Origin of the sequence: Plesiomonas sp., assembly GCF_051650925.1 — a bacterium.
Classification (GTDB): Bacteria; Pseudomonadota; Gammaproteobacteria; order Enterobacterales; family CAMTGL01; genus Plesiomonas.
On the sequence record NZ_JBOFRH010000442.1, the window covers coordinates 1 to 12,740 of the forward strand.

At 47.5% G+C, this 12,740-nt stretch carries 9 protein-coding genes; 1 reads left to right on the plus strand and 8 read right to left on the minus strand.

The window, feature by feature from the left end; translation table 11 throughout:
- Positions 1-1,484: lipid A ABC transporter ATP-binding protein/permease MsbA (msbA, locus tag ACRC27_RS10705; RefSeq protein WP_438639855.1), on the minus strand; the 1,484-nt coding region annotated here is incomplete at its 3' end.
- Positions 1,485-1,610: 126 nt separating this feature from the next.
- Positions 1,611-3,995, minus strand: coding sequence for a DNA internalization-related competence protein ComEC/Rec2 (locus tag ACRC27_RS10710; protein ID WP_438639856.1), 2,385 nt, complete (start codon positions 3,993-3,995; stop codon positions 1,611-1,613).
- Between the two features lie 12 nt (positions 3,996-4,007).
- Between ACRC27_RS10710 and ACRC27_RS10715 the strand changes: the two genes are divergently transcribed.
- A complete protein-coding gene (locus ACRC27_RS10715) occupies positions 4,008-4,535 on the plus strand; it encodes a DUF2062 domain-containing protein (protein WP_438623390.1) in 528 nt (175 codons plus the stop codon).
- A gap of 307 nt (positions 4,536-4,842) precedes the next feature.
- On the opposite strand, the gene rmf is transcribed toward ACRC27_RS10715, so the two are convergent.
- From rmf to ACRC27_RS10745, 6 genes are all read right to left on the minus strand, one after another.
- Entirely contained in the window at positions 4,843-5,016 is a 174-nt protein-coding gene (gene rmf, locus ACRC27_RS10720; protein ID WP_438623391.1) for a ribosome modulation factor, read from the minus strand.
- Positions 5,017-5,261: 245 nt separating this feature from the next.
- On the minus strand, positions 5,262-7,205 hold the full coding sequence (locus tag ACRC27_RS10725; protein ID WP_438639857.1) for an ABC transporter ATP-binding protein: 1,944 nt from the start codon (positions 7,203-7,205) through the stop codon (positions 5,262-5,264).
- Positions 7,192-7,428, minus strand: a complete 237-nt coding sequence (locus tag ACRC27_RS10730) for a glutaredoxin family protein (RefSeq protein WP_438623393.1) — start codon at positions 7,426-7,428, stop codon at positions 7,192-7,194. The genes ACRC27_RS10725 and ACRC27_RS10730 overlap by 14 nt, the downstream gene beginning before the upstream one ends.
- A gap of 90 nt (positions 7,429-7,518) precedes the next feature.
- Entirely contained in the window at positions 7,519-9,657 is a 2,139-nt protein-coding gene (gene rlmKL, locus ACRC27_RS10735) for a bifunctional 23S rRNA (guanine(2069)-N(7))-methyltransferase RlmK/23S rRNA (guanine(2445)-N(2))-methyltransferase RlmL (RefSeq protein ID WP_438639858.1), read from the minus strand.
- 179 nt (positions 9,658-9,836) lie between these two features.
- On the minus strand, positions 9,837-10,835 hold the full coding sequence (locus ACRC27_RS10740; protein WP_438639859.1) for a hypothetical protein: 999 nt from the start codon (positions 10,833-10,835) through the stop codon (positions 9,837-9,839).
- Positions 10,836-11,023: 188 nt separating this feature from the next.
- The gene (locus ACRC27_RS10745) at positions 11,024-12,271 is read right to left on the minus strand and encodes an Nramp family divalent metal transporter (RefSeq protein ID WP_438639860.1); all 1,248 of its coding nucleotides are present in this window, start codon (positions 12,269-12,271) and stop codon (positions 11,024-11,026) included.
- Between the last annotated feature and the right edge of the window lie 469 nt (positions 12,272-12,740).

The window sequence follows — 12,740 nt, forward strand, 5'->3', positions numbered from 1 at the left end:
AACGCACGCGCAATGGCAATCCGCTGGCGCTGACCACCAGAAAGCAGCACGCCGTTTTCACCAACTACAGTGTCAAAGCCTTGATCCATTTTCTGGATAAATTCAGCCGCATGTGCAATCTCGGCCGCCTGCTCGATATGCTCACGGCTGTATTGTTCCGTGCGAGCATAGGCAATATTATTGGCCACAGTATCATTGAACAGATGAACTTGCTGGGAAACCAGTGCTACCTGATTTCGCAAATCAGCCAACTTGTATTCACGTAATTCATGCCCATCCATCAGGATCTCACCCGACTGAATGTCGTAAAAACGGGTCAACAAGTTTGCAATGGTTGATTTCCCCGAACCAGAACGCCCAACCAGTGCCACCGTTTTTCCGGCCGGCACGGTAAAACTGATATTTTTCAGCGCAGGATTTTCTTTGGTCGGATAGGTAAAAGTCACGTTACGGAACTCAATATCACCCTTCGCACGTTCAACACTGCGTGTACCCTGATCGTTTTCAGGCTGCATGTCCAAAATGGTAAACAGGGTCTGGCAAGCAGCCATCCCGCGCTGGAACTGCGCATTCACGTTCGTCAGTGATTTAAGTGGGCGCAGCATGGCCATCATCGAAGAGAACACCACGGTGATAGTACCAGCACTCAATGTGGCCATAACATCTGGCATTGAGGCGACATAGAGCACCATACACAAGGCGCTTGAGGCAATAATCTGCACCAGCGGGTCTGAAATTGAGGTAGCAGTGACCATTTTCATCGATTGCTGGCGCATGCGGTTACTGACTTCGTCAAAACGCTCACCCTCTACCGCTTGGCCACCAAAACTCAGTACCACTTTGTGGCCTTTTAGCATCTGCTCAGCCGAGGCGGTAACATGCCCCATGGTATTTTGCATATCTTTACTGAGTTTACGAAAACGGCGTGATACCACCCGAATCGCCATCGCCACAATCGGCCCAACAACCACTAGGATCACTGAAAGCTGCCAACTGTTGTAAAACATCATTCCCAGCAAACCGATGATATACGCGCCTTCACGCACCACCGTGATCAATGCACCCGATGATGAGGAGGCAACTTGCTCAGAGTCATAGGTAATACGCGAGAGCAATGTTCCGGTTGATTGCTTATCAAAAAATGAGACCGGCATATGCATCATGTGCTTAAACAACCGCTGGCGCATGTGCATAACCACTTTGCCCGATACCCACGACAGGCCATAATTCGAGACAAAACTGGTCATTCCGCGCAGCAGCATCAAGCCAAACAGCGCAAAAGGCATAATTTTAAGGAAACTGGTATCGGCATTGCCAAAGCCATCATCCAACAACGGTTTGAGTAGCGATATCATCGCCGTATCAGTACCGGCGTTAATAATCAGCGCAATGGCTGCCACAATCAGACCTAAACGGAAAGGTTTGATCATCGGCCAGAGGCGGCGAAATGTTTGCCACGTTGTTAGGTCTTTATCATTCAGCATGTATTTAGCCTACTTATTACAATTAACGCTATTCTACTCTGTTTGCACGGAGTCAGCCAAATTGAACATGTTTATCCAGCACGGAGATGCCCACTTCATTGTCTTAACGCACAGTAATATGCGTCATTATCGGGCAGTTTGTTTGTCTTTTGAGCGGTTATTTGCAAAAGAGCCAAACTGCTGGTGATACCATGTGGGTGATATATCCTGCCGATAGCGTTTTATCTGGTATTTTTTATTATAGAAAAAAACAGTGATTTGTCCGGATGCGATGGTATCGAGCACACTGATCTGCTGCTGGCGATAACGGGCAATAATATTCGCGCGGGGATGGTGCCACTGATTAAAACGCCCAGCAGATACCAGCGCATAATCTGGATTCACGGCCTGCAAAAATGTAGAGGTTGATGATGTCTGGCTGCCGTGGTGCGGAATGGTCATTATATCGGCCTGTAAATTATCCCCCAAATTCAGTAACGCCTGCTCTCCTGCTTTTTCAATATCACCGGTCAGTAACAGGCGAAAGGTACCGTCAGTGACTAAAAGTGTACAAGAGTCTGCGTTACCCGCTTTTTCCACCTGAGTGAGTGGCCAAACGGCTTCTATGCCGAGCTGCTGCCATGTCCAGCGATTACCTCGGTGGCAACTGCCACTGCGAATAACCGGCGTGGCCGAGGTTTGAGACAGATGCTGGCTTGCATCCCCCAAATGATGTTTATTGCTTTTGCTGTTGGGTTCGGCAGCATAAATTGTGCCTGAACTGCGCACCCAAGCGCGCGGGAAAGCACGCAGCAGATCGTCCAGCCCACCGGCATGATCATTATCTTGGTGTGAAAGAATAACACCATCAAGTGCCCACCCCTGCCAGTGTAAAAAGGGCAATATCTGGCTTTTTGCCATACTGCTGCCCTGCCAACTGCTGCCAGTATCATACACAATGGCATGCCCGTTACGGCTGAGCACTACCGCTAACCCTTGGCCGATATCCAGCATATCAACCCGCCAGCGCGGTGAGGGTATAAATAGCGGTGCTGCGATCACTCCTAGCAACATTAGGCTAAACACGGGCATTGTCCGGTACAGATGTAAACGCCATAAAAAGAGTACGATAAAGAGGATAATACTGAGTGTAATGCTCCACTGCGGGAGCCAGTGCCATTGAGTAGCAAGCGGTGTGACGACTTGCCACAACAGCGTAATCGTATCATCAGCCAATGCCCAGAAAACTGAGGCCAGAGCAGGAAAGCCTGCCAGCAGCAGAGCGGCCAAAATCAGCGGAACGGTGACAAACGTGACCAGCGGAATGGCAATCAGGTTAGCCAAAAAACTGTGCAAAGGGATACCATGAAACATGGCTAACTGTACCGGCGCAAGCAGCAGTGTTAGCCCGATTTGAACATGTACCCATTCGGCTGGAATTCGTAACCAGATACGGCGGCGCAATACCACAGGTAACGGGAAAAAATGCCCCAAGATCATCAGCACCGTTACCGCCAGACAAGAGAGCCAGAAACTGTCTGATAACACGGTCAGAGGGTCTAACAGCAACAGCATCGCCATAACACAGAGCAGCAGTGTGACTGGCCGCAATTGCCACTGGCCATAACGGGCAAGCATCACGAGCAACATGGCCAGTAATGTACGTTCGGCGGGCAGTGCCCAGCCAGCAATCCACACATAGACAATGGCTGCCAACCCCATTGCTAACAGAGGAATAGCCGGTTTAATACGCTGTGCGGGCAATAGATACTGCGCCACGCGCATCAGCATAAAGCCGCACAAACCGGCAAACATCACGTGCAAACCAGAGATTGCCATTAAATGGGCAATGCCGCTGTACTGGAATATCTGCCAGCGCGTATCACTGATCAACGCCCGTTCACCAAATGCCAACGCCACCAGCACATCGGCATTGGGCAACCTCTGCATCTGTTTTATTGAGTGCGTCATTAAACGCTGGCGTAACGAAGGTTCACCGGCTAATTGATGACCAGTTTTAATGATGCCGGTAGCCTGTATATGGTTTGAGATCATCCAGCGTTGGGCATCAAATCCCCCCTGATTGATTTGCGCTGACACTGGGTATAATTTTGCCGTAAATTGCCACTGTTCACCGGCCAGTAAAGGCGGTGCATTTTTCCACGATAAGCGGGCTAAAAACGCCTGATGTTTGCCTTCTATTGAGGTTACTCGTGCCACTATGTGTTTATTATCTGCACCAAACAGTTCAGGGCTTTCTATTTGCGCAGTTATGCTAATATAGCCGCCATCATATTTTATCTGTGTAATATCACTCTGAAATTGACGCGCCGTTGTGGTTGCTACTATAAAGGATACCCCTACAATTAATAGGTTAAAGAGCAGTGGGGTTCGTCCCAGTAACAATAAAAGAAGAACGGGAAATATCCCTACCAACGCGAGCCAAGAGGGTAATGCAGTGAGCCAAATTAACGGTACAATACCGACAATGATTGCCAATGCGGCACTGTCTACAATTAAAAATCGTTTCAACGGTGTATGACCATGTTAAAGCAGCTGATTCAAAAGTATCTCCCCTCGCAGGAGTCTATTCGTGCTCATAAGAGCCTGAGCATTCTCAGCCGTTGGTTACACCATGCCAACTTGTGGAATTTAAATCGTCGATCTGCTTCCGGCGCTTTTGCTGTCGGTTTGTTTGTTGCATTCATCCCTTTGCCATGCCAGATGTTATTGGCAGCCTGTGGCGCTATTTTATTGCGGGTTAATTTGCCGTTGTCGGTAGCATTAGTCTGGCTGACTAACCCAATCACCATGCCCCCTATTTTTTATTGCGCATATAAAGTCGGCGCATGGGTTTTGGGCACGCCACATTATGAGGGAAAGCTGCATTTCTCAATGGAGTGGGTGATGACACAGTTTGATACGCTGTTTATCCCGTTTTTACTCGGCAGCTTTATCTGCGGCATTATTGCAGCATTCATTGGCTATTTCTCTATCCGAGGGATCTGGCGTTATACGGTTACCCGTAACTGGAAAAAGCGTCGTCTTGCCATACGGAATATTGCGCCATAGTCTTTCGGGTTTATCACCGCACGGAAATCTGCCCAACATATTTTATTGTAGGAAGCGTGTCGGTTGCAGAAAAAACAAAACGTTAGCCGCCCTCTCCTTCACGCAACAAAAAGGGCACTCAGTGAGTGCCCGTTATCTCTATCTAGCCCGCTGAACATGGCGTGATGTTATACGCTGTTCTTGCCGTTTATATGTAACGCTTATGTGTAGTTTCTATTGTAGAGTGTCTACCAGAGCCAAGCGTAAGTATAATGGTTTCCAATAACGATACTGTCTACTTTTCGTTATACAGGCTGTACACCGGCAGTTACTTCATGCCGTTTGATGTTCTGTTATCGATAGCCTCGCGCCAACCGCCCAGCCAATGTGATCGTGCATCAAGAGTTTGATATGGACAAAGCTCTTTCGAACGCCCTTCTAATCCAGCAAAGTAACCACGTGAATGAGCACGTTCTAAACGATCCCGTTTTTGTCTCTTCATTCCGGTTTTCCTCGTGTTGGTACGGAAGCCTCGATGAGAGGTTATCCACCCCTCACCATTAAGAATCGGACAATAACGGGGCAAATTCAACGCGCAAAAATCAGGCCAATGTCATTTTTGTGATGCGATACTCAGGTTCATTACATACAAAAAGGCCATCATACCTTGCACCTTACAGTGTAAATATGATGGCCTTATGACAGTTTTGCGAAACAACCCACGCTATTTCAGTAGGTTATCCTTTACTAAACGTTGTTTTTTAGATTTTCCAACTCTTCCCAACGCTCAAATGTTGTTTCGAGCATTTGCTCTACTTCGGCCAATTCATTTAAAACAGGCGTTGTTTCTTCGTGCGATTTCAGGAAAAAATCAGGGTCATTCATAATTGCTTGCAATTGAGCAATACGAACTTCGTGTTTCTCTAGCTGGGCAGGCAGTTCATCAAGTTCACGCTGCTGCTTGTAGCTCAGGCGTACACTGGCAGAGCGGCGTGCAGGCTGGGCACTCTCTGCATGACTGCTATTTGCCGTTTTCGGTTCGGCAGATGCTGCTTTTACCGGTGCAGCTTTCTGCGTGGCGCGCGTGGCATGTGTCGCTTCCTGCTGCAAACGTGCATCATGGTAACCACCCACATACTCGGCAACATGACCATCACCTTCAAACATCCAGCAACTGCCGACGGTATTGTCGACAAACTGACGATCATGGCTGACCAGCAGCAGTGTGCCCGGATAATCAGCTAAGATCTCTTCGAGCAGCTCAAGCGTTTCAATATCGAGATCGTTGGTTGGCTCATCGAGGATCAGCAGGTTGTTCGGCTTTAACAGCAATTTCGCCAATAACAGGCGGTTACGCTCACCACCCGACAGCGCTTTTACCGGTGTCATCGCACGGCGTGGGTGGAACAGGAAATCTTGCAGGTAGCCCAGAATATGGCGCGGTTTGCCGCCAAACATGACTTCTTGCTTCCCTTCCGCAACGTTATCCATCACGGTTTTCTCAGGGTCAAGCTCGGCACGGTACTGGTCAAAGTAGGCAACATCCAGTTTGGTGCCGCAATGTACACGGCCAGATGTTGGTTGGATCTCGCCCAGCAACAGTTTGATTAATGTGGTTTTACCGCAACCGTTCGCACCGACCAGTGCAATTTTATCACCACGCATAATCTGTGAGGTGAAGTTGTCGAGCAGAACTTTGCCATCCACTTCGTAGCAAGCATTTTCCAGTTCAAAGACAATTTTGCCGGAGCGTGATACATCTTCAATTTGGATTTTTGCCGAGCCCATGACTTCACGGCGCTCTGAACGCTCACGGCGCAGGGCTTTGAGGGCGCGAACACGGCCTTCATTACGTGTTCTACGGGCTTTGATCCCCTGACGGATCCAGACCTCTTCTTGTGCCAGTTTTTTATCAAACTCGGCATTTTGCTGCTCTTCTACCCGCAGGGCTTCTTCTTTGCCTTCCAGATATTTATCGTAATCGCCCGGCCATGACACTAATGCGCCACGGTCAAGATCAACAATACGGGTGGCCATATTGCGGATAAATGCACGGTCATGCGAGATAAAGATAATGCTGCCTTTAAACTCTTTGAGGAAAGTTTCCAGCCAACGAATAGTATCCACGTCAAGGTGGTTGGTTGGCTCATCAAGCAGCAGAACATCAGGTGCACACACCAGTGCACGCGCCAATGCAGCCTTACGCAGCCAGCCGCCAGAAAGTTCAGACAGTGCCATATCTTCTTGCAGATTTAACTGCTCCATCACCTGATGGATACGGCTTTCAAACATCCAACCATTGCAGTGATCCAGTGCTTCTTGCAGTTTTCCCATTTTATTCAGATTTTGCTCTGACGGGTCACTACACACCAGTTGAGAAATGGCATGGTAATCTTTAAGCAAGGTAGCGACGTGCTCGACACCTTCAGCAACGTAGTCAAAAACACTGCCGGTTGCATTACGCGGTGGATCTTGTTCCAAACGTGAGATCACAACGTCTTGCTGTACCTGTAAACGGCCATCATCAAGCTTTTGTTCACTGGCCAGCACTTTCATCAGTGTCGATTTGCCCGCACCGTTGCGGCCAACTAAACAGACGCGTTCGTTCGGTTCAATGTGCAGTTCGGTATGATCAAGTAGCGGTGCATCGCTGTAAGAGAGGTATGCACCGGTGAGGTTAATCAGCGCCATTGGCTAACCACTCCTGTAATTGCGTTAAGTCAAAGGGCCAGCCGAGCTCTCGGCCAGCTAAATCGCATAAGACGGGGATCCGGATGCCATAACGGGCTTCCAATGATTCATGTCCGGCAATATCAATACGTTGGCAATGTGGCGCTATGCCGCACTGCAAAATTATCTCCCACGCCATCTCGCAGAGATGACAATATTCCGTGTGGTAAAGTCGGTATCGCATCTGCAACCCTGTTGTCCTTTGGTTTTCAGTCGTGTATCACTTGAAAGCCCGCAATCTGCGGGCTTTTTTATCGATTCAAAATGCAGTGCATTAAGCGATTTGTTCGCGGTGTTTCACAATCCAGCAGTTGTGGATCTGGCGGTTACGCGCAAAATCAGCTGATAATGACAAATTAGTAATGTCATCAGCATCCAGACCCAGTGCAGCCAAACCTTCCATATCCATTTTGAATCCGCGCTTGTTGTTCGAGAACACAATCACGCCGTCATCACTGAGCAAACGCTGCAAATTTTGCATCAGCTTTAAGTGATCACGCTGCACATCAAATGACTCATCCATACGCTTTGAGTTTGAGAATGTTGGCGGATCAATAAAGATCAGGTCAAACTGCTCATCGGCATTTTCCAGCCAGCGCAGACAATCGGCCTGCACTAAACGGTGCTGACCTCGGATATTATTCAGATTGAGGTTTTGCTCGGCCCAGTTCAGATAAGTCTTTGACATATCTACCGTTGTGGTGCTGCTTGCGCCACCTAAAGCGGCATGTACTGTTGCCGTACCTGTGTAAGCAAACAGGTTAAGGAAGCGTTTTCCTTTCGCCATTTGCCCCAACATGCGGCGGGTTAATCGGTGATCAAGGAACAGGCCTGTATCCAGATAGTCTGTCAGGTTTACCCACAAGCTTGCGCCATATTCGTGAACCACAAAGTAATCGTCCTGATTGGCCATTTTCTCGTACTGAGATGTGCCTTTTTTGCGCTCGCGGACTTTCAAAATCACTTTATCGGCTTCAACACCGGTAACATCAAGCACGGCAACAACCAAGTCAAACAGACGATGACGTGCCTTTTGCTCTTCGATCTCTTTTGGCGCGGCGTATTCATTGATCACGATATGATCAAGATAGCGATCAATGGCAACGTTGTAGTCAGGCAAATCAGCATCATACAAACGGTACGCTTCCAGACCTTCATCTGCGGCCCATTTGTCGAGCTTTTTAATGTTTTTGCGCAGACGGTTGGCAAAATCTTCCGCACCTTTTAGGCTGCGCGTGCTGTTGTCTTGCTGCTGTTCTGCAATTTGGTAGTTTTTCTGGATACAATCCAGCGGGCCGTTTTTCGCTTTAAACTGACGCTCTGCACGCATTTGCAGGCAGTTCAGCAGCTCTGGCGCACCGCTGAATAGCGATACACGCCAGCCGCCAAACTCTTGCTTCAAACGGCGGCCAAATACGGTGTGCAGTGCAATCAGAGCCGGTACTGAGCCTAAACGCTCACCGTAAGGAGGGTTAGAGAGCACCGTACCACGCAAATTTTCAGCTTTCTGTGCGGTACTCAGTGGATTGGTCAATGCCACAGCATCGGCACGCTTTAAGCTAATCAGGCTGGTTAAACCGGCATTGCGGATGTTGGTTTGCGCACGATCAATAACGCGCTGATCATTATCGATACCAAAGAACAGCGGTGCGGTTTTGCTCACACCCGCGTTTGCACGCACTTGTGCATCATCACGAATCGCTTTCCAAACATCGCGGTCATGACCTTTCCAAGCCAAAAAGCCCCACTGCTCGCGCCACAATGCTGGCGCCATATCGGAAGCCATCATCGCCGCTTCAATCAGCAGTGTGCCTGAGCCGCACATTGGGTCGACCAGCGGTGTACCGATTTTCCAACCAGAACGCAGTACTAATGCTGCCGCTAAGTTCTCTTTGAGCGGCGCTGCACCAGTACGATCACGATAACCACGTTGGTGTAAACTCGCGCCGCACAAATCTAGCGAAAGCACAGCTTCTTCTTTGTGCAGATAAACGTTGATACGGATATCAGCATCCTGACGCTCAACGCTCGGGCGATCACCCACTTTACGGCTGAAATGGTCAACAATGGCATCTTTAACCCGCACAGCACCAAACTGGCTATTACGGATCTCATCGTTTGTTCCGGTAAAATCAACGGCAAAGGTATCCTTAACATCAAAGATATTTTGCCAGTTCACACTGCCTGCGCCGAGGTACAAGTCTAACTCACTGAAAACTTTAAATGTGGCCAGCGGAAGTAAAATACGCGAAGCCAAACGGCTCCACATCATGCTGCGGTACATTATTTCAACAGAACCTTTGAAATGAACGCCGCCTTGCGTCAGTTTACACTCCTGTGCGCCTAAGCTTTCTAGCTCAGTTTTCAGCAGTTCTTCCAATCCCCGGGCAGTTGTTGCGAACAATGATTTCATCGTGACTCTGATTTCAAGAAAAATTGTTGTCCATTATACGCATATCACAACGTAAAGTCCGTTGAATAAACGCACTGGAGCGGAATTGTCTGTCGTACCCCACAAGGTGCTTTATCGCCAGACATCAAAAAGCGCCCGCAGGCGCTTTTAATAAAACAAAACCGATAATATTGCCAAGCTTACAGCGTATCACACAAATGATAATGGCGATTTGGCCGCTGCCCCAGCACGCCTTCAGACACCAGCTGCTGGAAAATGCTATCTACTTGCTCAACGGGCAGTTGTAAATGTTGAGCTACGTGCTTTTTGCTGCATTTCACATGGCCGGCCAGCAAGCCTTCACGCACCCGTTCAAACGGACTAAGGGTGACAGCTTCAACTTCCGGTTCAGCCACTATGCTCGCCTCTTGTACTTCAGGCTCTGCCACCGGCTTAAGTAACATACGCTGCTCGGCTGCCCATTTACGGCGAAAACGGCTCTCTTCACCAATCAAGCCAACAAAAAATGCGGCAAATACATCCAATAACAGTGAAAGAAAACAGACTAAAACAAACTGTACTTGGGATGTGGAGAGATGCATACCTTCAGCCAAACTGCTCATCAGCCCCAGCATAGAAGATTGCTCACTCACCGGCTGGGCATCACGCTCCTGACGCAGAGCATCTTGCTGCAAACGCAGTGCCGAGTTAGCATCTTGCATGCTTTTCACACCTCTGGAGATACGATCCAGTTCAATGTACTTCATTGCTGCGGTTTCATTGAGCTGAATTTGCCGATCAATTGAGGCAATTTGTTCATCGTAACGGGCAACTTCGCGCTGATGTTGAGCTTCAACATTCAGAGCGGTGTTAGTAGCACTGTTGATGCCACCAATACTGCCGCCAATCGAAATCATCGCCAAAATGGTATAAAAAAACAGGGCTGACAGTGCTCCACTCAGATCTCGGCGTGAACGCCGTTCACCAAACTCGTACCAGACATAAAATTTCCCCAATTCAAAAATAACGGCCAATGCACCGAACAACCACTTCATCATCGGGTTGTCGTCTATCGACAAAAACAGTAAAAGGGAAAAGATAATCGACGCTAAAATTGCGGCACCGGTAAAACTGTACACAATGGTTAAAGCAAACCATTCTTTCGGATACCTTACCGGTACTTGGGTATGTGTTGTCATGAGTGGTTACAGCATAAAATCAAAAAAAAGAGAACATTGGGCGCTGATTATAGCCGCCCTAGATCAAGTTTGCAGTTTTATACTGTGGATTTAGCCATATATCCGTTTTTTTGTATAAAGTTACATCACTTTATTGGTATTCATGCTGTATATGCCGTCAGCACCAAAAAGATCCCTACCCAAAAGTATTACGATGTTGCCAGCAAAAAAATATTCAGTGCCACCACCAGTACAACAATCACCGCTCCTATCCCTTGAATGATTTTGCTGTTAGTTAACTCCCCCATCAGCGCACGCTGGCCAGTGAAAATCAGCAATGGGATCAGGGCAAACGCGATGCCAAAACTCAGCACCACTTGGCTCAACACCAAAATCGAGCTCGGGTTTAAGCCGATAATAATCACGACAAATGCTGGAAGCATGGTAACGACTCTTCGCACCCATAGTGGAATTTTTAGATGAGTGAAACCCTGCATAACCACTTGGCCGGCCAATGTACCAACCACGGTGGACGATAAACCAGAGGCAATCAGACTCAGGGCAAAAATGACCGACGCAGCTTTCCCAAGTAAAGGGGTTAAGGTGTTATAAGCCGTTTCAAGATCAGCCACTTCTGGGTGGCCACTCACATGAAAGGTTGCGGCCGCCATAACCACCATTGCCATATTCACAAATCCGGCAATGGTCATGGCGATGCCTACATCAAGCCGTGTAGAGCGATAGTGCAGACGCTGTTGCTCAGGATCTGTATGTGCTGTAGTGGGATCACCTTGCCGCTGCGTTAGTGCTGAATGCAGGTAAATAACATGCGGCATAATGGTTGCACCAAGAATACCGGCTGAAAGATAAATAGCATTATTGTTCGGTTCATCAGGCCAGAATGAATCTTTAGCCACCAGCGTCCAGTCGGGGTGAACAAATTTCAGTTCAATCAAATAGGCGACCGCCACAAACAATAAAAATGCACCAATAACCATTTCAAGGTATTTGGGGTTACGGCTTTGTACCAGCAAAATTGACGCACTAATAATGGCGGTCAATATTGCTCCTTCAAGCAAACTGACACCCAATAACAGTTTAAACCCGATAGAAGCACCAATAAATTCAGCCAGATCAGTGGCCATTGCCATGACTTCGGCCTGTATCCAATAGCCCCATACGCACACTTTAGGCAGGCTATCACGCAAGTGTTCAGCCAGATTTTTGTTGGTTGCAATACCCAGCTTTGCCGATAACAGCTGGATCAGCATCGCCATCATGTTTGATACAACCACAACCCACAGTAAGGTATAACCATACGTAGAACCGGCCTGTATATTGGTTGCAAAGTTACCCGGATCAATATACCCAATCGCGGTAATAAAGGCAGGCCCCATCAGCGTTAAAGCAAAACGCTGATGTCTATTTTTTGCTACTGCGATTTGGTTATTTTCCATTTAGCCCCACAAAACCTTACTATGATGAAGGTTAACGTTTATTTCACTTTTTTCATTGTAATAACAATCATCTGAATCAGATGTTCATAAAGGCCCTATTATTTTAATGTGTACACCCTTTTTCGCTGCCACATTTGCATTGATGTTTAAAATTATCATCGGCTGTACAAGAACCTCTATTTTTTATAGACGATAAATAAGAGATAAAGCATAAACGTGAGAGATAATAATCGATTACGTTTTTTTGTTTGAATTCATAACTAAGTGTAACCATAAATACACATTATACCATTCACATACCTGACAAATAAAAATCCACAAAAAAACAAGACAACAAGACACAAAAAAACCTGACAATTTTTATTATTTATTCGAGTTCTGCTTTGCAAAAAACCGATTATTGGTACACGCTTTTGAGAGCGAAAAACAATTTATCATTCATGGATGGCCACTAGCACAAAATAAACAG

Bases quoted from the DNA above. Each gene is read 5' to 3' on its own strand.
- ACRC27_RS10715 (WP_438623390.1), top strand. From the start codon at position 4,008: ATGTTAAAGCAGCTGATTCAAAAGTATCTCCCCTCGCAGGAGTCTATT.
- ACRC27_RS10745 (WP_438639860.1), bottom strand. From the start codon at position 12,271: ATGGAAAATAACCAAATCGCAGTAGCAAAAAATAGACATCAGCGTTTT.
- ACRC27_RS10725 (WP_438639857.1), bottom strand. From the start codon at position 7,205: ATGGCGCTGATTAACCTCACCGGTGCATACCTCTCTTACAGCGATGCA.
- ACRC27_RS10740 (WP_438639859.1), bottom strand. From the start codon at position 10,835: ATGACAACACATACCCAAGTACCGGTAAGGTATCCGAAAGAATGGTTT.
- rmf (WP_438623391.1), bottom strand. From the start codon at position 5,016: ATGAAGAGACAAAAACGGGATCGTTTAGAACGTGCTCATTCACGTGGT.
- ACRC27_RS10730 (WP_438623393.1), bottom strand. From the start codon at position 7,428: ATGCGATACCGACTTTACCACACGGAATATTGTCATCTCTGCGAGATG.
- rlmKL (WP_438639858.1), bottom strand. From the start codon at position 9,657: ATGAAATCATTGTTCGCAACAACTGCCCGGGGATTGGAAGAACTGCTG.